The organism is Pseudomonas sp. QLc11A, assembly GCF_052112305.1.
Classification (GTDB): domain Bacteria; phylum Pseudomonadota; class Gammaproteobacteria; order Pseudomonadales; family Pseudomonadaceae; genus Aquipseudomonas; species Aquipseudomonas laurylsulfatiphila.
On record NZ_JAVAJJ010000007.1, the window covers coordinates 243,991 to 267,516 of the forward strand.

Sequence of the window (23,526 nt, forward strand, 5' to 3'; positions counted from 1 at the left end):
ATAACGGGCAGGCGTCATCCGTGTGAAGCGTTAGCGGGATTCGTGCGCGCAGCCTCTATCCCGAGTGTGAGCGTCTGGCATTTCAGGCGCACATGACGTTGGTAACCCGAAAGGGGAGTGGCCTGCTATTTGCTAAGCAGGGAATCAACGTTACCGTCGCCCTTATTGTTCAGTCGCCGCCGTGAGGTGAATGCCATGAGCCATAGCAATCAGTATTCAACTCTCGCCGTTGCGGCTCCACGTCGCTTTGATTACTGGAAGGAAGTGGTGTGCCGTCATTGCCTGGCGGCGGACAGCAAACCGTTGGCGCAGAGCGATTTCGACGGGGTGCTGGAGGTGCACGGCATGGGGCCGCTGGACATCTGTACGCTGTCTTCACCACTGCATTATTGGGAGCGCGCGCCTCGGCACTTACGCAGCGGTCCGGATGAGGATCTGTGGCTGGGTTTCACCCGGCGAGGCTATGGTGAACTGGAGCAGGCAGGGCGCAAGGCAACGCTGGCGGCGGATAGTTTGTTTCTTTATGACGCATCCCAAACGTTCCGATTCAGTCTGGGTGGTACCGAGAACCACCTGGTCCGCATTCCGCGACAGTTGCTCAGCCAACGGTTGCCAGGCGTAGCAGGTTGCACCGCCGTAGTTCTGGACGATCGCCGTCCAGGGGTGATTCCGTTGCGCGAGATGTTGCATCAAGCGGCGAGCATTCCTGCGAGTTTTCAAGGTGAGGGGTTATCCAGCCGCTTTTCCAACACCTTGCTTGACCTGCTCGCGATTAGCCTGGAACTCCAGGACTTGAGGACGACTCATGACGAGCTGGATCTTTATGGTCGGATCATGAACTACATCCGCCAGCATCTGACCGATCCGGACCTGTCGATCGAACGCATCGCTCAAGTGCATTATGTGTCCACGCGAACCGTCACGCGCGCGTTCGCCCGTTATCAGAAAACGCCAGTCGCGGAGATCTGGAAGGAGCGTCTGATCGCCAGTCGTGAGGCTATAGAACGCGGTCAGGTACGCAGCATTTCTCAAGCTGCACTGGATTTCGGATTCTCCGATTTTTCCCATTACAGTCATGCTTTTCGCAAGGCTTTTGGTATGGCTCCTCATACACTCTTGCGCCGCAATTGAGCAAGGTCGCTCGCCATAGCGGGGCGAAGGTTTTCCTCCCGACAGAGATTCGCTGCTCTCACCCGCGCTTTCTTCCAGGCCGAATCATTCATTCGGTGCATCGCATCGCCGTTGTACGGAAAAAACCAGTCCTCTGACCATGCTGTAGGCGTCCGCCCGCTCATCCAGCTCGATACGATTAAACACCACGCTCTGTTGTCCGATAAGCACTTGCGTGATCACCTTGCCCCCCAGCTTGTCCCTGCAAGTCCCGCCAAGGCTCCCATAGACATATTTTTGATGATTATTGATTTTCTAATCCCCCCTTCAGCCGTTTTAAATGCGCCTCGAGGAAGGTAAGCAAAGGCAGGTCCTGCAGTTCGCTTTGACGCAAGCTTCAAATGCCGCCAAATCCGCATCTGTAGAGTCTGCTCCTCCTCACTTTTTGTACTGTTTTCCCCACGCCTTCAGCCGGGACACGCAGACGAAAGTTCACACACCGCATTTCGGTTTTTCCAGGTTAGAGACTGAGTTAAACCGCAAAAAGGAGGATGCCAGGATGCTGATAAGAATCGAAAAAGCGAGGACACCGCAAGACTGGAATGTCTGGATGAACGCCTGGTGCGTCAAGTTTCGCAGCTATGCCGAAGCCTTGGCGTTCGTGAGCAGATTGGAAGGCCGGATAAATGCACCGCACCTGTTGCCTGTCAGCGAAGACCGGCTTGTATTGGAACGGTAAACCCCCGACAAATGCCGGGGGGGCTGCGCGTGTTCTATTTCGATACCACGATGCCTGCTGGCTTCCAGGTGCCTTCGCCAGCCGGCAGGACTGAAGGCGGTGTCTCCTTGGGCCAATAGAGGCGCATCACCAGGTAAATCGGGCCGTCGGGGGCTGGCAGCCAGTTGCTTTCCAGCGCCTTGCCGGGCGAGTTCCGTTGGATGTAGAGGGTCAGCGACCCGTCGGCATTCTTTTTCATGCCGGGCAGCATGGGCGAGTTCAGTAGATAGCGGTCGATCGGGTTCTTGATAAGGAGCTGTGTCTTGCCGTCGTACAGGGTCACCGACCAGAAGGCGTTCACTGGAGGTAGTTGCCCCGCCGGGAAGGTGAGTGTGTAGTTATGCTTGCTGCCATCCAGTGGCTCGCCGGTCGCGGTTGTGCGGGTGATGGGGTAAGTGGCTTCCACGGCATCGTTGCCGTAAATACCGCCTTTGGCCGCGGCCGCGCGCTTCAACCAGTCACCATTGTAGAAATGCCGGTCGCCAAAGTACGAACCGATGCCCCAGCCATTGACGTTCTTGAGTCCGCCGGACAACCACTTGTCCACCTTCTCGTCACCTTCCTTCATGCCCAGCAGGACAGCGGCCTTGTGTTCGAGCGAGAGGTCCTGGAGCTTGAAGCTCTTGCCCGGTCCAATGCCGATTTTCGCGATTCGTGCCCGAATTTCCCGGTCTTCCGGTGTTGGCGGTACGTACTGGAGTGCGGCGTCAAGATACTCGAAGAAGTTCTCCTTGATCCCCGCGGTGGTGCCTGGAGGGAAATTGATAACCGGCGAAGCAGGCGCCGCCGGTTGCTTCAAAAACGCCGACAGCGGCTGGACTTTGTAGCCGGACTGGACCTTGATCACATTCGGCATGTCCTTGGGATTGAAGAGCTGGGTTCGGTAGCCGGCCACCGTGAAGGGCGTTGTCGAATAGAAGACTTTGCTGATGCCGGGTGGCATGGAGCCCTTCCAGTCAGGCCCGACCACCATATAGTTACCCGGGCCGTTCCCCGTGGTGCGGCTGCCGATGTAGCCGTAGTTGTAGGTGTTGCCGTCGATCAGTTGCACCGAGTAATAACGTTTCTTTTCTACTGCAGGTACCGTGAGCACCATGGGCTCGGCGCGCAGATCCAGCCAGAGGAACGAATAGGGCGTATCGCTGTTGGGCGTGACGATGGCCGTATCCTGGTAAGTGAAGACACGGGGTTCGTTCTTGATCTGGTTGAAGGGGGCCTTGAACTGCGGGCCGCTTTTGTCCACGGCGTACTCATACATGACCGCATAGTTCATTACGATCGGCAGTCCGTAGATGAAGGCTTCCTCGGCGATGGCCTTCGTTTCCGTGAGGCTGGGCGCGGCGATGCCCTTGGCTGCATCGGTTTTCTCGGCCTGGGCCACGGGGTCGTTCTTGCTGGCACAGCCTGATACAAGCGCCACCGAAACGGCAGCGATGGCGATCCATTTGATGCATGAATATTCCGGTTTCATCCTTTGTCGCTCCTGACCAAAATCCTCTCTGCCCTGGATGTCTTGATCAGCGATTGAACACGTCGAGACTCCAGCTGGTTTACTGCCGAATCTGAGCGTAGGCCATTAAGCAAACCTCCGCTATTGACTGGAGGACGGCCAATATTGGAAGCAAACTTCTTCGATTGCGGCAAAAAGACAACTGAGGCGGAGTGGCGATTAATGAGGGGCGTCAGCCGGTTTCTTTTCCGGAACGATGAAACGCACTGTCGTACTGGTAAGGATTTTGTGAGTCGGGTCGGCCACTTCAAGAAGAACCTGGTGAGTGCCGGGGGTCAGTCCGACCAGGATAATCGGGTCTTCACTGGTGTGTGCCCATGTACCTTTCCAGTCGTCGACGGTCACGTGAAGGTGCCCGAGGCGGGGTGATACATCAGCCGCCGCTTTACCAAATACCGGCATGATCCTCGCGTGCTCTGTGCGGTACTGGATAATGACGACTCCGCGGGCAAGGGGCTCGGCAAGCGGCGGCTCGGCAATGAGTCTTGGCGCCGTCTCGGATTCCAGGGGAAGTATTGCCGGTGGGTGGTAGGTGTCTGTGGCTCCTTCACCGCGCGCGGCTGTGCAAAAGAACACCGCCAAAGCAAAGGCCAATGGATTTCTGAGAGAGAGGGACATGGTGTTTTTCTCCCGCGTGATCTCATTCAAGCCTAGATCAAACCGAGCCCCAGTCATTGGGTGTTTCAGCCCAAAATGTAGGGTAAGCGAACCCTTTGTTGGGGAATGTTTCACGACTCAAAACGACCTTTTTCAGTGCAATCGCTGGGCCCGGGCTTTACCTGTGCCAAATGGCTTGGATTTTGCTCGGGTGCTGATACTGAAGCATTCATTGAATGCGGTACCCGGAGATTCGAGCCATGTGGGCAAAAACTCTGCTTCTGGGCGTCATGTTTGGAGTCGGGATCGTTACCAGCGGCTTGGCTACGAGCATGATTCTGTTTTGGTACGAGTTGTTTTAACCACCATCCCTTCTGCTTGAGTCGGCTGAGTAGGGCGGGGCTAGCTCCGCTTCTTCATGGTCCCTGGCGGCGGCGCTTGCGATAGTCTATGCCTGGATTCCCATCTCCCCCTGTGCAGCTTGTAACGCTCGCTCTTCGGTCAGCGGCATTAAAGTTGGCTGCGCGTTACTGGCGTGCAAGTAAAGAAAGTAGTGCCCTGAATCGACTAACAGTATCCGGTACAGTTCTGATGGCCGATAGTTGTTACCGATATGAATACTTTCATTGAGGATCTCGAAAGACTTGATCCCATGCTGTCGCATTGCAGTTTCAAAGGCTTCGTAAAGACCTTCTCTGCGGCGTCGATTGTTTCGAGCATTTAGCTTGAAAAAAACCACCATCAGCACGCCATAGCTGATGAGGAGTATCACAAGGGCGCTAGGGCGCATGCGTGGAGCTCCATGTCCTCTCAATCGCTGTACCTTTTAGTGTAGGCGCGTTACGGGTGAAGTCTTCTGCTCATCCCGAGGTCATGGAGCGTGTTGCCGTTGAGTCAGGTCGCGCGCGCCAGGATCGCCTGCGCACGGCCTATGACAGGCGCATCGACCATTTGCCCATCGAGTACGAACACACCTTCTCCCGAACGGGCGGCGTCCATGATGCGTTGTGCCCAGAGCAGTTCCTCCAGGCCGGGTTTCAGCGCTTGATGGATAATCGCCACTTGGCTCGGATGGATACATAACGCGCCACCAAACCCCATGTCGCGGGCAAACTGAACGGCGCTGTGCAGGCCGACGGTGTCCTGTATCGCCGGAAATACACCATCCAGCGCCGGAGCGAGACCGGCCACTCGAGTCGCGAGCAGTACTGCGTATCGAGCGTGACTCAGAAACTCTTTGGCGGCAGGGCTACCGGTGGTCAAATTCAGGTCCAGGCCCAGGTCAAGACTTCCGAATGACAAGCGCTCAACGCCCTGGGCCTGGGCAATCGCCTGGAGTTCGGCCAGGCCCTGGGCGCTTTCGATGATGGGCCAGATCGGCTTTTGAGTATTGGCAGCCGTGAGGACGTGCTCTGCGCTTTCCGTTTTGGGCAGCAAAATGCCGATCACGCCAGCGTGTCGTCGACAAATCTCTAGATCCGCCGCGTGGGCCCAGTGATCCGGAGCATTGACTCGTACCAGAATCCGGGCTTGCGGATGGTCACTCAAGAAGCGCTCCAGGTTATCCCTCGCCTGTTCCTTGAGGTTCTCCTGCACCGCATCTTCCAGATCGACAATGACCCGGTCCGCACCGGTAGCGATGGCTTTGGGTATGCGCTCGGGGCGCGTGGCCGGGACAAACAGCGCGGTGCGAACAATGGAGGTATTCATGGTGTTTCTCCCAAGCTGAACTCGACTTCGCCGATCTGCGCCGTACCGTCCTGATTGCCTGCCCACAGCTGTGCCTTGCCGCTATCGATCAGGCGTCCGCCGACTTCGAAGGGCTGAGGCGAAATCAAGGGGCGGACGCCTCGGAAGGTGAAGCGCTTCAAGCGAGCGTTCGGGTGCGCTTTGGTAAACGCGCGCAAATTCAGCGTGGCGATCAGGGGACCATGCACCACCAATCCAGGGTAACCCTCGGTCTGCGTGACGTATGGCCAGTCGTAGTGAATCCGGTGGCCATTGAAGGTGACGGCCGAGTAACGGAACAGCAAGGTTGGGGAGGGGACGACCAGGTCCCGCCATTGGCCTTGCGGGATCGCTTCGGTGCCGCTCAGTTTGGGTGGAGTGGGTTCGCGATAGACGATGTCCTGCTCATCCTGCAGGGCGCGTTTGCCGTCCTGAAAATACTCATGGCGCACCGTGACGAACAACAAGGAACCCGTGCGCCCGTGCTTCTCTTCGACGTTGAGAATGGTTGACACGCAGGTCACGTCAGCCTCCACCGTCAACGGCTGGTAAAACTCGAGTCGACTGCCCGCCCACATGCGGTTGCGATTGTGGGCGGGCGGCAGGAATCCACCGAGCGCCGGATGACCGTCCGGACCCAGTTCATCGGCGGTAACCGGTTCCTGAAAAAACGCCCAGTGCCACAAAGGCGGCAGCGATTCACCCGACCGGGGTGCCGGCTCGCCCAATGTTGCGGCAATACGTTTGACCAATGTAAAACTGATCCGGTCCTGGCTTTCCTGACGACGTCCAATCCAGGCGGAAAAATCGGAACTGCTCATATTTATCGCTCCCGTCGGTCGATAATCAGGCCAGGGCGGCCATTTCTGGAATCGCTTCAAACAAGTCCGCCACCAGGCCGTAATCGGCCACCTGGAAGATCGGCGCTTCTTCGTCCTTGTTGATCGCAACGATCACTTTGGAGTCTTTCATGCCGGCCAGGTGCTGGATCGCGCCGGAGATACCGACGGCGATGTATAGCTGTGGAGCAACGATCTTGCCGGTCTGACCGACCTGCATGTCGTTCGGAACAAAACCTGCGTCGACCGCGGCGCGCGAAGCACCCACGGCAGCGCCCAGCTTGTCGGCCAGGGCGTACAGGTGCTTGAAGTTGTCGCCGTTCTGCATGCCACGGCCGCCGGAAACGACGATCCTGGCAGCGGTCAGTTCCGGACGATCGGACTTGGCCAGTTCTTCGCCGACGAAGCTGGAGATACCAGCGTCGTGGGCAGCAGCAACCGCTTCAACAGCAGCCGAACCACCTTCAGCGGCAACCGGGTCGAAACCGGTGGCACGCACGGTGATCACTTTCACTGCAGCGTTCGATTGAACGGTGGCGATGGCGTTACCGGCGTAGATCGGGCGCTTGAAGGTGTCGGCGCTTTCTACCGAGATGATCTCGGAGATCTGGTCAACGTCCAGTGCAGCGGCAACGCGCGGCAGGATGTTTTTGCCGTTGGAAGTAGCGGCAGCCAGGATGTGGCTGTAGCCCTTGCCCCCTGCTTCTTGAACAAGAGCGGCGACCAGTGGAGCAACGTTTTCCGGCAGTTGGTGAGCGTAGGCAGCGTTATCGGCTACCAGCACTTTAGCCACCCCAGCAATTTTCGCAGCAGCTTCAGCAACGGCACCAGCGCCCTGGCCTGCAACCAGAACGTGGATGTCACCACCGATTTTGGCGGCGGCAGCCACAGTGTTCAGCGTGGCCGGAGCCAGTACTTTGTTGTCGTGTTCGGCGATTACCAAGATAGTCATGATCCGGCTCCTTAACTCAAAGCACCTTCGCTTCGTTTTTCAGTTTCTCGACCAGTTCAGCCACCGACTTGACCTTGATACCCGCGCTGCGTGCAGCCGGCGCTTCGACTTTCACGGTCTTGTTGGTGGAGGCGGTGGAAACGCTCAAAGCGTCCGCAGTCACTACTTCGAGAGGCTTCTTCTTGGCTTTCATGATGTTTGGCAGAGACGCGTAGCGCGGCTCGTTCAAACGCAGGTCGGTGGTAACGATGGCTGGCAGTTTCAGGGAAACGGTCTGCGCGCCGCCGTCGATTTCGCGAGTCACAGCCACGCTGTCACCGCTGATTTCGACTTTAGAAGCGAAGGTGCCCTGACCGTAGCCGCTCAGTGCAGCGAGCATCTGGCCAGTCTGGTTGTTGTCGCTGTCGATGGCTTGTTTGCCAAGGATCACCAGCTGAGGCTGTTCCTTGTCGACAACGGCCTTCAACAGTTTGGCAACGGCCAGGGAAGTCAGGTCTTCGGCGATTTCTACGAGGATGGCGCGGTCGGCACCCAGAGCCAGCGCGGTGCGCAGTTGCTCTTGAGCGGTGGACGGGCCAATCGAAACCACGACGATTTCGTTCGCTATATCCTTCTCCTTCAGGCGTACGGCTTCTTCCACGGCGATCTCGCAGAACGGGTTCATCGACATCTTGACGTTGGCAAGATCGACGCCGGAATGGTCCGCCTTGACGCGAACTTTCACGTTGTAATCGATCACTCGTTTCACAGCTACCAGGATCTTCATTGGGCAGTGTTCACTCGAAAATAGTTGTTCGTTGCAGTCAGATGGCCCCGGCGGCACGCATCTCTTCAATGCGCTCCGTCCCTAGCCCCAGTTCCTTGAGCACCTGTTCGGTGTGCTGGCCAAGGCCCGGCACGGCATCCATACGAGGCTCGAACGCACTGTTGCTACCGGGCGGGATCAAGCTTGGAATGGGGCCGGCAGAGGTTTCGACTTCTCGCCAACGGTCACGGGCCTGAAGTTGCGGATGGTCCCAGACACCTTGCATATCGTTCACTCGAGCGTTAGCGATTTGCGCATGGTCCAGGCGATCAATCACCGCATCGAAGTTGAGTGTGGAGAACGACTCAATGATCAGTTCCCGTAGCGCATTGCGGTTCTCGACGCGTTTGAAGTTGGCCGAGAAACGCGGGTCTTTTGCCAGTTCAGGCGCAAGCAGAACCTTCTCGCAAAACAGCTGCCATTCACGCTCGTTCTGTAAGCCCAGCATCACGGTGGTGCCGTCACCAATGGGGAAGGGGCCATAGGGATAAATGGTGGCGTGCGCGGCACCAGCGCGAGGCGGCGGCGGTGCGGCGTTGTAGGCGTAGTACATCGGGTAGTTCATCCACTCGACCAGGCTTTCCAGCATCGACACATCAAGGTGACTGCCTTCGCCGGTACGTTCGCGCAACAGCAGGGCAGACAGAATCCCGGTGTAGGCGTACATGCCGGCCGCGATGTCGGCGATCGAGCAACCAGCCTTGGCCATTTCTTCATCGCCGGGGCCGCCGGTGACCGACAGGAAGCCGCCTTCACTCTGGATCAACAGGTCGTAGGCTTTTTTCTTTTCGTAGGGACCACCGGCGCCATAGCCTGAAATGTCGCAGACGATCAGGCGCGGAAATCGCTGGTGCAACACCTCAAATGACAGTCCCATTCGCGCAGCGGCACCGGGTGCCAGGTTCTGCACCAGCACATCGGTGGTGGCCAGCAAACTGTCCAGCACGTCGGTGGCTGAATCTTGCTTCAGGTCGAGGGTCAGGCTTTCTTTCGAACGGTTGGTCCAGACAAAGTGCGAGGCCAGACCGTTGACGCGTTGGTCGTAGCCCCGGGCGAAATCGCCTGTGCCTGGACGTTCGACCTTGATCACCCGGGCGCCGAGGTCGGCCAGTTGTCGGGTGCAGAAGGGCGCAGCAATAGCGTGCTCAAGGCTGACGACAGTAATGCCATCGAGCGGCCGGAGGCCTTTGGGCTGGCTCATGATTTTTCTCTCTTGTTGTTAGAAAGAGCGCGGCAGCTCGAGCAGGTGTTCCGCCACGTAGGACAGGATCAGGTTGGTGGAGATTGGCGCGACCTGATACAGACGGGTTTCGCGGAATTTGCGCTCGACGTCGTATTCGCAGGCAAAGCCGAATCCGCCGTGGGTCTGCAAGCAGGCGTTAGCCGCTTCCCAGGACGCTTTCGCTGCCAGGTACTTGGCCATGTTGGCGCTGGCCCCGGCGTTGAGGCCGCTGTCGTATTCTTCGCAGGCACGCCAGCGCATCAGGTCAGCCGCTTCGATTTCGATATGGGCTTCGGCGATGGGGAACTGCACGCCCTGGTTCTGCCCGATCGGGCGCCCGAACACCACACGATCACGGGCGTAGGCACTGGCCTTTTCGATAAACCAGCGACCGTCGCCAATGCATTCGGCAGCGATCAGGGTGCGTTCGGCATTTAGCCCGTCGAGGATGTAGCGGAAGCCTTTGCCTTCCTCGCCAATCAGGCTGTCCGCGGGGATTTCCAGGTTGTCGAAGAACAACTCGTTGGTCTCGTGGTTGACCATGTTGGCGATCGGCTGCACGGTCATGCCGTTACCGATGGCCTCGCGCAGGTCGACGAGGAAGATCGACATGCCTTCGGACTTTTTCTTCACCTCGGCCAACGGGGTAGTGCGCGCCAGCAGGATCATCAGGTCGGAATGCTGGATTCGCGAGATCCACACCTTCTGCCCGTTGATCACGTACTTGTCGCCTTTGCGTACGGCGGTGGTCTTGATCTTGGTGGTGTCGGTGCCGGTGGTGGGCTCGGTCACCCCCATCGATTGCAGACGCAGTTCACCGCTGGCCAGTTTCGGCAGGTAGTAGCTTTTCTGTGCCTCGCTGCCATGACGCAGCAGGGTGAACATGTTGTACATCTGGCCGTGAACGGTGCCGGAGTTACCGCCACAGCGGTTCACTTCCTCGAGGATCACCGACGCCTCGGCCAGCCCGAGGCCGGAGCCGCCATATTCGACAGGAATCATCGCGGCCAGCCAGCCGGCATCGGTCAGGGCCTTGACGAAGGTTTCCGGAAAGCCTTTTTCTTCGTCGACTTTGCGCCAGTAAGCGGCATCGAATTCAGCGCACAGGGCGCGTACGCCCTCGCGGATGGCATTGAGTTCTTCAGAGTTGCGGTCGGTCATTTTATTATTCTCCTCAACGCGTCACGCATGGCGTGTGCCCTGCGTGACGGGGGCGGGTATGGCGCAATCAGATCGGGTTGAAACCCAATGCAGCACGGAAGCGATTTTTGATGTAGTGGCCGTCACGCGGTGGCAGTACACGAGGCGGGTTTTCCGCTTTGATCTTGATCGTTGCGAGCTTGACGCCATCGCGGGTGGCGAAGCGCTCGCGCAGGTTGTGTACGCCTTCCATGTCGCGAATTTCGTCTGTCCAGCTGAAGCCGCAGGTCTTCGCAACCTGGTCCAGGGAAATACCGAAACCGGCGTGGCTGACTTGCATGCCGGTTTCACCGAAGTGACCGTTATCCAGAACCGCGATGGTCAGGTTGGCGGGTTTTTGCAGCGCCACCGTGGCGAGGGCGCCAAACCCCATGAGCAACTCACCGTCACCGGTGACCACCACCACAGACTTGTCCGGCTGAGCGTTGGCCAGGCCCAGCCCGACCGTGATGGCGCTGCCCATGGCGGCCCAGAGGTAGTAATTCAGATCGTTGTCGCCGGCCGCCATGACGTCATAGGACGCCGAGCCCAGGCCGGTCACGACCAGCACGTCTTTGCGGTCGGCCAGCAAGGCCTTGACCACTTCGCGGCGACACAGGGTGTGGTTTGCGCTTACTTGACCCATTTCTTTTCTCCAATCAGGCGCTGGCCGAGCAGCAAGGCAGTGGCGGAATCACCGTTGAACGCCATGGTCGCGGCACCGTGCAGCAGCGGGGCGACATCTGTAGGCACGTCCGCACGCCAGGTCATGACCTTCATCAGGTTCAAAGAAGCTTCGGTGGCCTGGCCCATCGGGTTCTGCCACGCGTTGAATTCGGCCCAGTCGCCGCGCATGGTGACCACCATCAACAGCGGGAAACCGGCACACACCTGAAGTGCCAGGGTGTTGATGCAGTTGCCGACACCACTGGATTGCATCAGGAGGGCGCCACGCTCACCGCCGAGCCAGGCGCCGGCGAGGTAGCCGATGCCTTCTTCTTCGGTGGTGAGGACTACGGCCTTGATGTCCGGGTCGGCATACGACATGCGGATGGCCGCCGAGTGACCTGCATCCGGTACGAAGACCACGTGTTTGACGTCGTGGGCCTTGAGCACGCGGAATACGTCCTCCTGCCAATCCTGTCCCGCGGTTTGTTCAGCTTCTGTTGACATGCCCATCTCCCAAGCAGTGCTGCTTTTGTGTTTTCACACATTCTGGGAGCGCTGAAGGAGAACGACGACTACCGTTTTTGTCTTTGAGATATGCCCGTTTTATATAGCTGGATGGTGAATGCGTGGCGCAGTGGTGAGCGGCGATAACCACAAAATATGGGCAGCGGGAAACCGACAAGTCGTCGTTCACGAAAGCGCCGGGCTTGAGCGCGCTGTCATAGCATTTGGGCATATCTGGTAGAGCGTGATCGGCTCTTATTGGGGGAGCATGACTAGCGTAGTTTTCGGGACACGTCGGTACAGCAAGTAACCGACGCAACCACAACTATAAGATCCGAGGATTGCACCTATGTATGACAGCCTCCTGCAGTTGGCTTGCCCCGTCCTGTCCGCTGTCCATGACCTGTTCCACCCGCATCCATCCTCGGCCTGCCATTACAGGCACTTTGCACTTGCCTTTTTCATTCCGTAGCACCGTGGCTGTCCTTGCGCTTTTCAACGTTATCGCGTGATTACGCGGGCGTTTGCCCAAGCTACTTTCCAGAAAATACGACAACAGGTGCGTTATGAAAAACAGGCTACCGGCCGCGGCAGGCATTCTGATCGCCATGCTGCTGGGGATCGCTATCGGCTACATGATTTTCCTGAACTTTCCAGACAAAGCGGCGGCGACCCGGATCGCCGGGTACATCTCGATCATCTCTGACATTTTTCTACGCCTGATCAAGATGCTCATAGGTCCTTTGGTGTTTTCGACATTGGTGGTGGGCATCGCACACATGGGGGATGCATCCGCTGTCGGTCGTGTATTTGGCAAAGCGCTGGGCTGGTTCGTCACCGCTTCATTGATATCATTGTCGGTGGGGTTGGTCATGGCCAACATCCTGCAGCCAGGGCACAACCTGGGGTTGCCGTTACCAGACGTCACTAGCGCCACCAATCTGCAAACGTCTGTGTTCACCCTCAAGGACTTTATGACGCATCTGGTGCCCAAGTCTTTCGCGGAGGCCATGGCCACTAACGAGATCTTGCAGATCGTGGTGTTCTCGCTTTTTTTCGGCGTGGCATTAGCTTCCCTGGGTAAGAAAGCCGAGGGGCTGATCAATGTCATCGAGGAGCTGTCCCAGGCGATGCTGAAAGTCACCGGTTATGTGATGAAACTCGCGCCGCTGGCTGTGATGGCAGCCATGGCCGCGACCGTGGCCATTAACGGACTCTCCATTCTGGTCAAGTTCGCCGTCTTCATGCGAGACTTCTATTTCGGCCTGATCGTACTCTGGGCGATGTTGATTTTTGCCGGCTGGATGTTCCTGGGGCGGCGTGTATTCAAGCTGGTGGTGCTGATCAGGGAGGCTTTCCTTCTGTCTTTCGCCACAGCCAGCTCCGAGTCGGCTTACCCGAAGATTCTTCACGCACTGGACCGTTTCGGAGTCAGGCGCAGGATCTCCAGTTTCGTCATGCCCATGGGGTATTCCTTCAACCTCGACGGCTCGATGATGTACTGCACGTTTGCCGTGCTGTTCATCGCTCAGGCCTATGGCGTCGAGATGTCGATCGGCACGCAGATCACTATGTTGTTGACGTTGATGCTGACCTCCAAAGGCATGGCCGGCGTGCCGCGCGCTTCACTGGTGGTCATCGCCGCGACGCTGACCCAGTTCGATATTCCTGAAGCCGGTTTGCTGCTGATTCTGGGGATCGACACCTTCCTCGATATGGGCCGCTCGGCCACTAACGCGGTGGGCAATTCCATCGCCACGGCAGTGGTGGCGAAATGGGAGGGCGAGTTGATGAGTGAGGATGAGGCCGAGCGAGACGCCGCCGCGCTGGACGCTTCGGGTGAGGTGGGGGAGAAACCGCTGACTGTCTGACCCGTGCCGAAAAAACGAAACCCGGCAATGGCCGGGTTCGTTCAAACACACTTGGGTTAACGCAGGGCGCTACAGAACGTGCTGATGGCCTCGCAGGCCTTGCGCAATGAAGCGTTATCCAGGGCGTAGGCGATGCGAATGTAGGGGCCAAGGCCAAAGGCGCTGCCATGCACCACCGCCACATTCGCTTCGTCAAGCAATGCGTGGGCGACATCTTCATCGGTGAGCAGCGCTCGACCGCCCGCGGAGGTACGACCGATCAGCCCCGCGCAGGAGGCGAACGCGTAAAACGCCCCGGCTGGGCTGACGCATTCAAGACCAGGTGTGGCGTTCAAAAGCTCCACCATCAAATCGCGACGGCCCTGGAACGCGGCACGGCTTTCGCGGATGAAGTCCTTGGGCCCCTCCAGCGCGGCGAGTGCGGCCTGTTGCGAGATCGAGCTTGCACCTGAGGTCTGCTGACCTTGCAGTTTTTCCATGGCTTCCAGCAGCCAGCGTGGCCCGGTGGCAAAACCGATGCGCCAGCCAGTCATGGCATAGGCCTTGGAAACACCGTTCATGGTCAGGGTTCGCGTGGCGAGCCGTGGTTCAACCTGGGCTAGGGTATGGAACGCTTGATCGTCGAAGATCAGGTGTTCGTAGATGTCATCGGCCAGAATCAACACGTGAGGATTGGCCAATAGCACTTCAGCCAGGGCTTGAAGTTCCTCTCGGCTGTACACCGCACCGGTCGGATTGGACGGCGAGTTGAGGATCAGCCAGCGTGTCCGGGGTGTGATCGCCTCGGCCAGCGCCGCGGCCGTCAATTTGAAGCCGGTATTGGCCTCGCAGGTCACGATCCGGGCTTCGCCACCGCACAGCTGAACCATCTCCGGATAACTGACCCAGTAGGGTGCCGGGATGATGACTTGATCCCCCTCGTTGAGGGTCGCGGCCAGGGCGTTGTAGATCACCTGCTTGCCACCGTTGCAGACGAGGGTGTCTTGCCAGGTGACGTCCAGGCCGTTTTCGCGACGGAACTTGGTGGCCACCGCTTCTCGCAGTGAGCGTACACCGGCGACCTGGGTGTAGCGCGTGTGCCCGTTCTCGATGGCCTCAATAGCCGCTTCACGTACATGTCCGGGCGTATCGAAGTCTGGCTCGCCGGCGCACAGCGAAATGATCTTCGCACCTTGCGCCCGGCGCTCAGCCACCCGATCGATTATCCGATAGGTCGCCGACGGCTGTGCACTGGCCAGGCGTTGATTGAGTCGTTGGATATCGACGGTCATGCCCGGGTCCTCCACGCTGTCAGGTTCATCAGTTCGAGAGTCGAACGACCTTCGGTCAGCGCCTGCATCATCTGTGCTTCCTTGCTTGCGCGGGCTTCGCCTTCAGCGAGGGTACGGGCCGCATCTTCCTTGGGAATGATGATCACACCATCATCGTCCGCCACTACCAGATCACCGGGCGAGACGTGTGCACCGTTGAAATTGAATGCCTGCCCGACCGAGGGAGCGCTGACCTTTACGGTGCCTTTGACCGAGATGCCACGGGCAAATACCGGAAAGTGGCGTTTTTTCAGGGCGGCGATGTCACGAACGCCGCCGTCTATGACCAAACCGACAACACCCGCCGCTTCGGCGGCCACAGTGAGCACTTCGCCCCAGTAACCGGCGATGAAACCTCCGGTACCCACCACCAGCACGCTGCCGCGAGGCACGCGTTCCATGGCCAGGTGCAACGCCAGGTTGTCCCCCGGCGAGCATTCCAGCGGGTAGGCCGGCGCGGCAATGAAAGCACCGTCCCAGACGGGACGGATCGCGCTGTCGACTGCACAGGGCAGATGGGATGCTTCATACAGCGTCGAACTGCCCAGGACTTTTGCTCGTTCGTGGAAATTCAACGGGAGGGGGAGCGTGGTCATCAGACTTTCCTCTGCAGACTGTGGTAACCCAGTGCGGTCCGGGCTTCCTTGAGGGTTTTTCCTTGAGCGATCAGGGCCCGGATATCGGCTTCGACCGACTCGATCTGGCGGGCGCACGCGGCCACTTCAGCTGCCCGGGCGCGAGGCACAATCACCACGCCGTTGGCGTCGGCCACCACGATGTCACGGGCACACACCCGGGCCGTGCCGACGGACACTGGCTGATTGACGGATTGAACCTGCACGCGGTCCTTGCCGGTGCGCATGAAGCGGCCTTTGCTGAAGATCGGATAGCCGTCACCCAGCGCCTTGTTCACGTCACGGCATACACCGTCGATGACCGTTGCGGCGATCTGCCGGCTGCCGGCGTACTGGGTCATGATGTCGCCCCATACCGTGCAGTCGGTACGGCCACTGTTGTCGATCACCACGACGTCACCGGGGAGCACGTCTTCGATGAAATCGCCCACGGTTCCAGGCGGCACGCTGGCCGAAACGTACTGTACGGTGAACGCCGGTCCGACGATGACCTTGTTGTAGTTGTCCAGCGGTGCCACGCCCAGGCATTGGCCGGGCAGGCCGAGTTTGTCCAGGGCATCGGAGACGCCAGGGGTGTCCAGGCCTTCAAACAGGGCGACAAGTGCTTGGTCTTCAAGATTCATCAGGAACGCTCCACCTGGATAGCTTCGAACTGGGAGTCATGCATCACGTCGGCCACTGAGCGGCCGCTGCGAACAGCTTCCACCATGCCGTCCTGGCGACGGGTAATACGCTCGCCAAGATCGACGACCTTCTCGATGTACGCGTGGGGCACGAACACCGTTCCGCAGCGATCGGCGATGACATAGTCGTCTTCGCTGACGTCGACACCCGCCACATTGATCGTCACGGCGGCATCGATCTGCACTACCCGATTGCGCGCGCTGATCATGGTGACGCCACGGCCATAGACCGGATAGCCAATCGACTCGCTGCCATCGATATCGCGGCTGAAACCGTCGATGACGGTGCCGCGCACCTGTTTGCCGGCCGCGGCGTTGGCAAGAATGTCGCCCCAGCAGGAAATGCCCTCGATACCGCCGGCGATCACCAGCACGCGGTCGTCGCTGTCGATCTGCTCCACCACCGGGGTGATCAGATGCACGGTGGGTACGCTGTCGGTTTTTGGCGCAAGCAACACGGTGCTGGCGCGACCGACGATCTTCGGGCAGTTCCACAGCGGGCGTAGCCCCACGGTGGCACCGGCCAGGCCGAGGAAGTCGAGGGCGTCGGATACCGTGTTGGTATCCAGCGCCGCCAAGCGATCGAGCACACTCTTTTTGTTCATGGGGTAGCCCCTGCGATGACGGAGGCGACCAGTGTCGACGAGGCGATTTGATAGGTATATTACTAATCACAGAAGCGTTAGATACGCCAAACCTATGGAACAATCATGATCAATTTCCGTCTGATCCGTCACCTCTGGCTGTTCCTGGCCGTCGCCGAAGAGCAGAATTTCGGCCGTGCAGCCAAGCGGCTTGGCATGTCTCAACCTCCCCTGAGCGAACAGATTCAGGTGCTGGAGCAGGCACTCAAGGTTCAACTGTTCGAGCGCTCGCGGCGCGGGGCGAAACTGACCCCCGTGGGGGCGGCGATCCTGCCGGCGGTGCGTAAATTCGCCGAGCAACTCGAGCGCCTGGAACTGGCGGTTGAAGAGGCGGTAGCGGGACAGTCGGGGATGTTGACCATCGGTGCCATCTCCACGGCCATGTTCGACGTACTGCCCGGCCTGATCGAACAGATGAAGGTCGATTACCCGAACCTGACCGTATCCGTGCGGGAAATCGACAGCGTAGAGGCCGTTCCGGCGCTGGAAGCCGGTGATATCGACCTGGCCTTCGCCCGCCTGGACGGTGATCTGGGCGCTTCGATCCAGTCACTGCCATTGCTGGAAGATCGCCTGGTAGTGGCGTTGCCCAGTGACCACCCATTGGCTGCGCGCACGCGTATCAGTTTGTCCAGCCTGGCCAACGAACCTTTGGTGATGTTTTCGCGAAAGGTCAGCCCGGTGTATTTCGACAACTTGATTGCAACCTGCCGAGCCAGCGGATTTTCCCCGCGCGTGCTGCATGAAGTGCGTTCTGTCGCTTCGCAAATCGCCTTTGTCAGCTATGGGCAGGGCATCGCCCTGGTACCGGCATCCTTGAAAAAAATGGCACCGGATAACGTGGTCTTTCGATCATTGAGTCAGAAGCTCAACGTGGTGACGACGGCGGTGGCCTGGAATGCGGATCGGCCCAATCCGCTCATAGCCGAAGTCATTGCCCGATTGCGGAAAAAGGCCTGAGACGGGCGAGGGCGGCGAGTGGGCGATCAACGATAGGTTTGGCGTATGGAAACCTTCCACAATTAGGAATTTACATAAGACTCCAACCGGCTGAAATTGGGCCTGTCGCCGATGACCTGTTTCGGCGGCAGTCTTATCGTCCAAGGAGTCATTTACGTGACCGCATCCGAAACGTTCACTCATACGCAGGTCCCGTTGACCGTCGAGGGCGTCCAGCTGAACGTCGCCGCCATTCATCGAGATGGCAACCTGACGCCGATCGTGTTTCTGCATGGTTTTGGTTCCACCAAAGAGGACTACGCCGACATCGTGCAGCACGCGGAATTCGCCGGGCATCCCTTCCTCGCCTACGACGCACCGGGCTGCGGCGAGAGCCAGTGCAGCGACCTTTCCAGTATTTCTATTCCTTTTCTGCTGCAGACCGCATTACAGATGCTGGAGCATTTCGGTATCGAGCGCTTCCATCTGGTCGGCCACTCCATGGGCGGATTGACTGCGCTGATGCTGGCCCATCAGTTCCCGGAACGGGTAATCAGTTTCGTCGATATAGAGGGCAATATTGCCCCGGAAGACTGTTTTCTCAGCCGGCAGATCGTCGATTATCCAAGCGATGATCCAGAAAAATTCTTCACGGCTTTCATCGAGCGTGCCCGGCAGGCCCCGGCATACGCCAGCGCACTCTATTCGGCGAGCCTCAGGCACAAGGTGCGTGCCGGGGCCGTGCGGGGGATATTCGAGTCGATGGTCGACCTTTCCGATAACGCCGACCTGATGAGCAAGTTTCTCGGCTTGAAGTGCCCGCGAATGTTCATGTACGGCGAGCAGAACGCTTCACTGTCCTACCTTTCGCACATCGAGGCCCGAGGCGTGCGTTTGGCGCCAATTCCGGCCTGCGGCCACTTCCCCATGTACTCCAACCCCACTGCGATGTGGATACAGATCGCCGATTTCCAGACCGGCAGTCGAACCGGGTAAGTCCGATCGCCCCGAGCGCTCCCCGATGTATGGCGCGAGCCTGACAAGGGGCTCGCGGTTGCTATTCAACGCGCTTCATCCCACATGCCTGCCACGGCGATGTGTGAGGGCGCGTGCATGCCTGTAATCCATAACAACAAGAGGTTCAAATCATGCTCGAAGTCATAAACGACTTTCTTTCCGGAAAGCTCCTGATCGTGCTCATCGTAGGCCTGGGTGGCTATTTCACGATTCGCTCACGCTTCGTCCAGTTTCGCCATTTCCTGCATATGTTCGGAGCTTTTCGCGATAGTGTGCAGAAGAGCGCCGGTCAGATCAGCTCGTTCCAGGCCTTGATGCTCAGCCTGGCGGGTCGCGTAGGGGCAGGCAATATCGCCGGGGTCGGATTGGCCGTGACGTTGGGCGGGCCCGGTGCGGTGTTCTGGATGTGGGTGACCGCATTGGTAGGCATGTCCACCAGCTTCTTTGAGTGCAGCCTGGGACAGTTGTACAAACGGTGCGACGCCAAGGGACAGTTCCGGGGTGGGCCGTCGTACTACATCCAGTACGGACTGAAACAGGCGTGGCTGGGCAAGGTCATGGCCGTGTTGCTCCTGGTGACTTTCGGTTTTGCCTTCAACGGGTTGCAATCCCATGCCGTGACTCACTCGCTGAACAATGCGTTCGGCTTCTCTACGACTTACTCCGGCATTGCGATTGCCGTATTGCTCGGCCTGGTATTCATGGGGGGCATCAAGCGCATCGCGGCCGTCTCGGACCTGTTGGTGCCGGTCAAGACACTGGCTTACATTGGCGTGACCGTTTATGTGATCGTGCTTCAGTTTGATCATGTGCCCGGCATGTTGGTGACCATTTTCAAAAGTGCCTTTGGCCTGGACCAGGCGTTCGCCGGCCTGGTTGGCAGTGCCATCGTCATGGGCGTCAAGCGCGGGGTGTTTGCCAATGAGGCGGGCCTGGGCAGTGCGCCCAACGTAGCCGCGGTGGCTAAAGTCGATCACCCGGCGGCTCAAGGGGTGGTTCAAGCGTTCAGCGTCTTCCTGGATACCTTTGTGATCTGTACCTGCACGGCGCTGCTGATCCTGTTGTCGGGTTTTTACACGCCAGGCTTCGAAGGCGATGGCCTGGTACTGACACAGAACGCACTGGCGGCAGTGGTCGGGGACTGGGGGCGCACGTTCATCAGCGTGGCGTTGGCGCTGTTTGTCTTCACGTCGATCCTCTACAACTACTACCTGGGCGAAAACAACCTGCGCTTTCTACTGGGTGATAAACGCGCGGCGGTGATGGCCTATCGGGGCCTGGTGTTGCTGTTGATCCTTTGGGGCGCCGTGCAAAACCTGGGCACGGTCTTCGCCTTTGCCGATATCACCATGACGCTGTTGGCCTTCGTCAATCTGATCGCCCTGGCGCTGTTGTTCAACGTCGGCATGCGCCTGCTGCGTGACTATGACCGGCAGCGCAAGGCCGGCATCAAGACGCCGATCTTCGACTCCAGCCAGTTCACGGATCTTGATCTTGATTTGCAGGCATGGCCCCATCGAGAAAAGGTCGACAACAGCATCCCCGCATCTATACCGCAGGTAGCACCTGCCTCTGCCATGCGATGATGAAAAAAGGGCCCATGACAAATCATGGGCCCTTGAAAGTCGTCTGGGGATGCTCCGTCAATCAGACTCGCGCAGCATGCGGTTTTACACATCCCTTCAAACCTGTACGTTCTTCAATCTCGCCTGAGCCACTGATATAGCCGTAACGCGACAGGTTTGGCATCAGCATCGCGGCAATGAAGGTGATGCTCACGACCGCTGCTACGTAGAAGAAGAAATACGCCTCGATGCCCTGTGAGCGAAGCGACAAGGCGACGTATTCGGCGGTGCCGCCAAATGCGGCATTGCCTACCGCATAGGGAAATCCAACCCCCAATGCACGTACGGCAGGCGGGAACAGTTCGGCTTTGACGATTCCGGCAATCGGCGTATAGAGCGACGCAATGGCCAGGCCGCCAAACACCAGCACGAATGCCATGAACGGGTTGCTGACCGACTGTAGCGAGTAGAGCAGGGGGATCACCAGCAACATGGCCAGCCCGGAAAACATCAGCATGTGCGCCTTGATACCGATGCGGTCGGCGAGCAGGCCGAACAGCGGTTGGCAAAGCATGAAGCCGATCAGGGCCGCCGTCATGATGAAGCTGACCGTTTCCGGGTTGAAACCGGCGGAGATCACCAGGAACTTCTGCATGTAGGTCGTGAAGGTATAGAAATACAGCGAACCGCCGATGGTGAACGCCACCACCAGGGCAACTGCGCGTTTGTGTTTGAACATGCCGCGCAGAGAGCCGGCATCCTTGCGGCTCATGTCTTTCTTGTTGGCGGTTTCATGCATGGCGCGACGCAGATACACCACCACGATCGAGCTCAGCGCGCCGATGAAGAACGGAATCCTCCAGCCCCACTCGCGCAACTCTTCGCCGGTCAGGGTTTGTTGAAGAATGACTACGGTCATCAAGGCCAGCAACTGACCGGCAATGATGGTGAAGTACTGAAACGAGCCATAGAAGCAGCGACGGCCCGGTGTCGCGATTTCGCTGATGTAGGTGGCGCCGGTGCCATATTCCGCACCGACCGACAGGCCCTGAATCAGCCTGGCAACCACCAGCAGGATCGGCGCCGCGACGCCGATGGTTGCGTAGGTCGGCATGACGGCGATCAGCAGCGAGCCGGCGCACATCATGAACACCGAAATAATCATCGAGACCTTGCGACCGCGAGTGTCAGCGATCCAGCCGAAAATCCAGCCACCGAGCGGGCGCATGAAAAAACCGACGGCGAAGACGCCCGCGGTCGCCAGTAGCTGGCTGGTGGTGTCGCCTTTGGGGAAAAACGAAGCGGCAAAGTAGATGGCGGTATAGGCGTAGATGAAAAAGTCGTACCACTCCACCAGATTGCCCGAGCAGGCACCCATGATGGCTTTGACGCGGTTCGGCGCTCTCATCGCAGCGGTTTCGGCTGAGTGGTCTTTGGCGTCTGGGATTGATGCGGACATGTGATTCACCCTTTTTTCAAGGCGAGGGGAGACGAGGAGCGCGCTGATGCGCGTCCGAGACTGACTCGTTGGGTTTTGGGGTTAACGAAAAGGCGTGAACCCGCTCACGGCCGGATTTCCGTAGAGAAGGGGAAGGGTGGATGCACAAGCGTGGCGAACAGTAGTGGCCCGGGGAAATCGGACGGGTGAGACGAAGCATTGAACATCATGGCGCGAGCCCTCGAATCTTATTCTTGTAGTAAGTCGAGCGCTCTCTGGCGTCGACGTTGATTGCACGCTACCGCAGAGTCGGGAGGGTAATAAGCCGTCAGGCAGGCCTAACTGATATACCTGAATTATATAGCTTGGCGTGCAGCCCCGGTGGGCCGGGGGTTACAGCCGGCTTGGAGGTCCCGGGGCCGCACGACACGGGGGTTGCGGGCCATTCCAAGGTGCACAAATGCGATTACACTCACAGCACTTTCGCCGCATAACGCGTCGAGCCCGATGCTGACTGGCCTGGTAATGGATGTCGTTCAACTCAAAACCCTGATTCATGTTGCCGAACTGGGCAGTCTCAGCAAGGCCTCGGATCGTCTTCACATCGCGCAACCGGCACTTAGCCGGCAAATTCGATTGTTGGAAAAGGAGCTTGGCACCTACCTGTTTGATCGACATGGGCGAGGCATGGAGATCACCGATGCCGGCCGTGAAGTGCTGGCACATGCCACCCGAATCATGGAGGAAATGGAGTCCATTCGAAGTTCTGTTGTGGGCGCAAAGTCGTCTTTTCGGGGAACGGTCGTCATCGGCACGACGCCGACGGTCGCGCAGATTATCACCGTTCCATTGGTACGCAAGATCAAGGAGGCGCATCCGAACCTCGCCGTCAGGTTTTCCTCTGCCTTCAGCGGCTATCTGCTCGATTGGGTTCAACGTGGCGAACTGGAGCTGGCGATTTCTTACGATCCCCAACCCCTGCATACGCTGCGTATCGTGCCGGTGATGATGGAAAATCTGCTGCTGGTGGGTCCCGCCAGCGCCAACCTGCGTCTTGATACGCCGGTGTCGTTCGAGTCATTGGCTGAGCAGCAATTGGTATTGCCAAGCGCTCGACATAGCCTTCGCGTGATTCTGGATGATTGTGCGCGTCAAGTCGGGATCAAGCTCAAGACCAGCGTTGAAGCCGACTCCTTCGGCGCCATGATCGACCTGGTCCGTAATGGCTTCGGTTTGACCGCTTTGCCTTTGGCATCGATTTACGCGCAAATCGAAGCAGGCGTGCTCAGTGCGGCCCCCTTGGTCGACCCCGTTCCCATGCGCAAGCTTGTTCAGGTTTTTCCGGCCGACAGGCGTGTCAGTCCGGCCGCCAAATTTGTCGGGGATGCCTTCATCGAGATTGCCGCCGATCTGGTCAATCGCAAAATCTGGGCTGGACACATGCTTTGAGTCAACGGCGAATCTGTTAGCTGCGAGTGCCCCGTCCCCGTGCAAATCGCCCAATTATCCGCAGTTGCGCGGTTGCTCACGA

At 58.6% G+C, this 23,526-nt stretch carries 23 protein-coding genes and 1 pseudogene; 7 read left to right on the plus strand and 17 right to left on the minus strand.

The features are described from left to right. Positions 1 to 195 precede the first annotated feature (195 nt). A complete protein-coding gene (locus tag Q8X48_RS13310; protein ID WP_015095807.1) occupies positions 196 to 1,131 on the plus strand; it encodes a helix-turn-helix domain-containing protein in 936 nt (311 codons plus the stop codon). 17 nt (positions 1,132 to 1,148) lie between these two features. On the opposite strand, the pseudogene Q8X48_RS13315 reads toward Q8X48_RS13310, so the two are convergent. Beyond that, positions 1,149 to 1,268 (minus strand): annotated as a pseudogene (locus Q8X48_RS13315) (tyrosine-type recombinase/integrase); the annotation flags it as partial. A 401-nt stretch (positions 1,269 to 1,669) separates the two neighbouring features. Between Q8X48_RS13315 and Q8X48_RS13320 the strand changes: the two are divergent. Further along, positions 1,670 to 1,849, plus strand: a complete 180-nt coding sequence (locus Q8X48_RS13320) for a hypothetical protein (RefSeq protein ID WP_041475062.1) — start codon at positions 1,670 to 1,672, stop codon at positions 1,847 to 1,849. A gap of 34 nt (positions 1,850 to 1,883) precedes the next feature. Here the strand turns inward: Q8X48_RS13320 and Q8X48_RS13325 are convergent, their stop codons facing one another. From Q8X48_RS13325 to Q8X48_RS13375, 11 genes are all read right to left on the minus strand, one after another. Then, entirely contained in the window at positions 1,884 to 3,359 is a 1,476-nt protein-coding gene (locus tag Q8X48_RS13325) for a DUF1254 domain-containing protein (RefSeq protein ID WP_407800356.1), read from the minus strand. A gap of 198 nt (positions 3,360 to 3,557) precedes the next feature. After that, on the minus strand, positions 3,558 to 4,016 hold the full coding sequence (locus tag Q8X48_RS13330; protein ID WP_015095805.1) for a DUF6130 family protein: 459 nt from the start codon (positions 4,014 to 4,016) through the stop codon (positions 3,558 to 3,560). A gap of 427 nt (positions 4,017 to 4,443) precedes the next feature. Continuing rightward, positions 4,444 to 4,785 (minus strand): hypothetical protein, encoded by a 342-nt coding sequence (locus Q8X48_RS13335; protein ID WP_102675506.1) that lies wholly within the window; start codon positions 4,783 to 4,785, stop codon positions 4,444 to 4,446. Positions 4,786 to 4,889: 104 nt separating this feature from the next. Next, complete coding sequence (locus tag Q8X48_RS13340; RefSeq protein WP_407800358.1) at positions 4,890 to 5,705, minus strand: HpcH/HpaI aldolase/citrate lyase family protein; 816 nt, start codon at positions 5,703 to 5,705, stop codon at positions 4,890 to 4,892. Continuing rightward, positions 5,702 to 6,544, minus strand: a complete 843-nt coding sequence (locus tag Q8X48_RS13345; protein WP_007975735.1) for an FAS1-like dehydratase domain-containing protein — start codon at positions 6,542 to 6,544, stop codon at positions 5,702 to 5,704. The genes Q8X48_RS13340 and Q8X48_RS13345 overlap by 4 nt, the downstream gene beginning before the upstream one ends. A 25-nt stretch (positions 6,545 to 6,569) precedes the next feature. Next, on the minus strand, positions 6,570 to 7,514 hold the full coding sequence (locus Q8X48_RS13350; RefSeq protein WP_015095801.1) for an electron transfer flavoprotein subunit alpha/FixB family protein: 945 nt from the start codon (positions 7,512 to 7,514) through the stop codon (positions 6,570 to 6,572). A 16-nt stretch (positions 7,515 to 7,530) separates the two neighbouring features. Then, positions 7,531 to 8,280, minus strand: coding sequence for an electron transfer flavoprotein subunit beta/FixA family protein (locus Q8X48_RS13355; protein WP_407800360.1), 750 nt, complete (start codon positions 8,278 to 8,280; stop codon positions 7,531 to 7,533). Positions 8,281 to 8,317: 37 nt separating this feature from the next. Then, positions 8,318 to 9,520 carry a CaiB/BaiF CoA transferase family protein gene (locus Q8X48_RS13360; RefSeq protein WP_407800362.1) on the minus strand — a complete coding sequence of 401 codons (1,203 nt, stop codon included), beginning with the start codon at positions 9,518 to 9,520 and terminating at the stop codon, positions 8,318 to 8,320. 18 nt (positions 9,521 to 9,538) lie between these two features. Next, positions 9,539 to 10,702, minus strand: a complete 1,164-nt coding sequence (locus Q8X48_RS13365) for an acyl-CoA dehydrogenase family protein (RefSeq protein WP_407800363.1) — start codon at positions 10,700 to 10,702, stop codon at positions 9,539 to 9,541. Positions 10,703 to 10,769: 67 nt separating this feature from the next. Then, on the minus strand, positions 10,770 to 11,366 hold the full coding sequence (locus Q8X48_RS13370; RefSeq protein WP_007896341.1) for a thiamine pyrophosphate-dependent enzyme: 597 nt from the start codon (positions 11,364 to 11,366) through the stop codon (positions 10,770 to 10,772). Next, positions 11,354 to 11,893, minus strand: coding sequence for a thiamine pyrophosphate-binding protein (locus Q8X48_RS13375; RefSeq protein WP_007980859.1), 540 nt, complete (start codon positions 11,891 to 11,893; stop codon positions 11,354 to 11,356). The genes Q8X48_RS13370 and Q8X48_RS13375 overlap by 13 nt, the downstream gene beginning before the upstream one ends. Before the next feature lie 566 nt (positions 11,894 to 12,459). Between Q8X48_RS13375 and Q8X48_RS13380 the strand changes: the two genes are divergently transcribed. Next, complete coding sequence (locus Q8X48_RS13380) at positions 12,460 to 13,764, plus strand: dicarboxylate/amino acid:cation symporter (protein WP_015095796.1); 1,305 nt, start codon at positions 12,460 to 12,462, stop codon at positions 13,762 to 13,764. 56 nt (positions 13,765 to 13,820) lie between these two features. On the opposite strand, the gene Q8X48_RS13385 is transcribed toward Q8X48_RS13380, so the two are convergent. The 4 genes from Q8X48_RS13385 to Q8X48_RS13400 are packed head-to-tail and all read right to left on the minus strand — an operon-like array spanning position 13,821 to position 16,997. After that, complete coding sequence (locus Q8X48_RS13385; protein WP_407800366.1) at positions 13,821 to 15,035, minus strand: pyridoxal phosphate-dependent aminotransferase; 1,215 nt, start codon at positions 15,033 to 15,035, stop codon at positions 13,821 to 13,823. Beyond that, the gene (locus Q8X48_RS13390) at positions 15,032 to 15,670 is read right to left on the minus strand and encodes an RraA family protein (RefSeq protein WP_126052986.1); all 639 of its coding nucleotides are present in this window, start codon (positions 15,668 to 15,670) and stop codon (positions 15,032 to 15,034) included. Before Q8X48_RS13390 ends, Q8X48_RS13385 begins: the two co-directional genes overlap by 4 nt. Beyond that, the gene (locus Q8X48_RS13395; protein ID WP_407800368.1) at positions 15,670 to 16,332 is read right to left on the minus strand and encodes an RraA family protein; all 663 of its coding nucleotides are present in this window, start codon (positions 16,330 to 16,332) and stop codon (positions 15,670 to 15,672) included. Before Q8X48_RS13395 ends, Q8X48_RS13390 begins: the two co-directional genes overlap by 1 nt. Then, entirely contained in the window at positions 16,332 to 16,997 is a 666-nt protein-coding gene (locus tag Q8X48_RS13400; RefSeq protein ID WP_407800369.1) for an RraA family protein, read from the minus strand. Before Q8X48_RS13400 ends, Q8X48_RS13395 begins: the two co-directional genes overlap by 1 nt. 105 nt (positions 16,998 to 17,102) lie before the next feature. Here Q8X48_RS13400 and Q8X48_RS13405 point away from each other — a divergent pair, with 105 nt between their 5' ends. From Q8X48_RS13405 to Q8X48_RS13415, 3 genes are all read left to right on the plus strand, one after another. After that, positions 17,103 to 17,996, plus strand: coding sequence for a LysR family transcriptional regulator (locus Q8X48_RS13405; protein WP_007980868.1), 894 nt, complete (start codon positions 17,103 to 17,105; stop codon positions 17,994 to 17,996). Between the two features lie 156 nt (positions 17,997 to 18,152). Continuing rightward, the gene (locus tag Q8X48_RS13410) at positions 18,153 to 18,971 is read left to right on the plus strand and encodes an alpha/beta fold hydrolase (RefSeq protein ID WP_407800370.1); all 819 of its coding nucleotides are present in this window, start codon (positions 18,153 to 18,155) and stop codon (positions 18,969 to 18,971) included. Positions 18,972 to 19,123: 152 nt separating this feature from the next. Next, positions 19,124 to 20,578 carry an alanine/glycine:cation symporter family protein gene (locus Q8X48_RS13415; RefSeq protein WP_407800371.1) on the plus strand — a complete coding sequence of 485 codons (1,455 nt, stop codon included), beginning with the start codon at positions 19,124 to 19,126 and terminating at the stop codon, positions 20,576 to 20,578. Between the two features lie 61 nt (positions 20,579 to 20,639). Here the strand turns inward: Q8X48_RS13415 and Q8X48_RS13420 are convergent, their stop codons facing one another. Next, complete coding sequence (locus Q8X48_RS13420; RefSeq protein ID WP_407800372.1) at positions 20,640 to 22,016, minus strand: MFS family transporter; 1,377 nt, start codon at positions 22,014 to 22,016, stop codon at positions 20,640 to 20,642. Positions 22,017 to 22,502: 486 nt separating this feature from the next. On the opposite strand from Q8X48_RS13420, the gene Q8X48_RS13425 reads away from it, so the two are divergent. After that, positions 22,503 to 23,444 (plus strand): LysR family transcriptional regulator, encoded by a 942-nt coding sequence (locus Q8X48_RS13425; RefSeq protein ID WP_218486438.1) that lies wholly within the window; start codon positions 22,503 to 22,505, stop codon positions 23,442 to 23,444. The last annotated feature ends 82 nt before the right edge of the window (positions 23,445 to 23,526 follow it).

Bases quoted from the DNA above. Each gene is read 5' to 3' on its own strand.
- Q8X48_RS13355 (WP_407800360.1), bottom strand. From the start codon at position 8,280: ATGAAGATCCTGGTAGCTGTGAAACGAGTGATCGATTACAACGTGAAA.
- Q8X48_RS13405 (WP_007980868.1), top strand. From the start codon at position 17,103: ATGATCAATTTCCGTCTGATCCGTCACCTCTGGCTGTTCCTGGCCGTC.
- Q8X48_RS13390 (WP_126052986.1), bottom strand. From the start codon at position 15,670: ATGACCACGCTCCCCCTCCCGTTGAATTTCCACGAACGAGCAAAAGTC.
- Q8X48_RS13395 (WP_407800368.1), bottom strand. From the start codon at position 16,332: ATGAATCTTGAAGACCAAGCACTTGTCGCCCTGTTTGAAGGCCTGGAC.
- Q8X48_RS13345 (WP_007975735.1), bottom strand. From the start codon at position 6,544: ATGAGCAGTTCCGATTTTTCCGCCTGGATTGGACGTCGTCAGGAAAGC.
- Q8X48_RS13330 (WP_015095805.1), bottom strand. From the start codon at position 4,016: ATGTCCCTCTCTCTCAGAAATCCATTGGCCTTTGCTTTGGCGGTGTTC.
- Q8X48_RS13420 (WP_407800372.1), bottom strand. From the start codon at position 22,016: ATGTCCGCATCAATCCCAGACGCCAAAGACCACTCAGCCGAAACCGCT.
- Q8X48_RS13340 (WP_407800358.1), bottom strand. From the start codon at position 5,705: ATGAATACCTCCATTGTTCGCACCGCGCTGTTTGTCCCGGCCACGCGC.
- Q8X48_RS13360 (WP_407800362.1), bottom strand. From the start codon at position 9,520: ATGAGCCAGCCCAAAGGCCTCCGGCCGCTCGATGGCATTACTGTCGTC.
- Q8X48_RS13320 (WP_041475062.1), top strand. From the start codon at position 1,670: ATGCTGATAAGAATCGAAAAAGCGAGGACACCGCAAGACTGGAATGTC.
- Q8X48_RS13425 (WP_218486438.1), top strand. From the start codon at position 22,503: ATGCTGACTGGCCTGGTAATGGATGTCGTTCAACTCAAAACCCTGATT.
- Q8X48_RS13370 (WP_007896341.1), bottom strand. From the start codon at position 11,366: ATGGGTCAAGTAAGCGCAAACCACACCCTGTGTCGCCGCGAAGTGGTC.
- Q8X48_RS13415 (WP_407800371.1), top strand. From the start codon at position 19,124: ATGCTCGAAGTCATAAACGACTTTCTTTCCGGAAAGCTCCTGATCGTG.
- Q8X48_RS13310 (WP_015095807.1), top strand. From the start codon at position 196: ATGAGCCATAGCAATCAGTATTCAACTCTCGCCGTTGCGGCTCCACGT.
- Q8X48_RS13375 (WP_007980859.1), bottom strand. From the start codon at position 11,893: ATGTCAACAGAAGCTGAACAAACCGCGGGACAGGATTGGCAGGAGGAC.
- Q8X48_RS13335 (WP_102675506.1), bottom strand. From the start codon at position 4,785: ATGCGCCCTAGCGCCCTTGTGATACTCCTCATCAGCTATGGCGTGCTG.
- Q8X48_RS13365 (WP_407800363.1), bottom strand. From the start codon at position 10,702: ATGACCGACCGCAACTCTGAAGAACTCAATGCCATCCGCGAGGGCGTA.
- Q8X48_RS13385 (WP_407800366.1), bottom strand. From the start codon at position 15,035: ATGACCGTCGATATCCAACGACTCAATCAACGCCTGGCCAGTGCACAG.
- Q8X48_RS13350 (WP_015095801.1), bottom strand. From the start codon at position 7,514: ATGACTATCTTGGTAATCGCCGAACACGACAACAAAGTACTGGCTCCG.
- Q8X48_RS13380 (WP_015095796.1), top strand. From the start codon at position 12,460: ATGAAAAACAGGCTACCGGCCGCGGCAGGCATTCTGATCGCCATGCTG.
- Q8X48_RS13325 (WP_407800356.1), bottom strand. From the start codon at position 3,359: ATGAAACCGGAATATTCATGCATCAAATGGATCGCCATCGCTGCCGTT.
- Q8X48_RS13400 (WP_407800369.1), bottom strand. From the start codon at position 16,997: ATGAACAAAAAGAGTGTGCTCGATCGCTTGGCGGCGCTGGATACCAAC.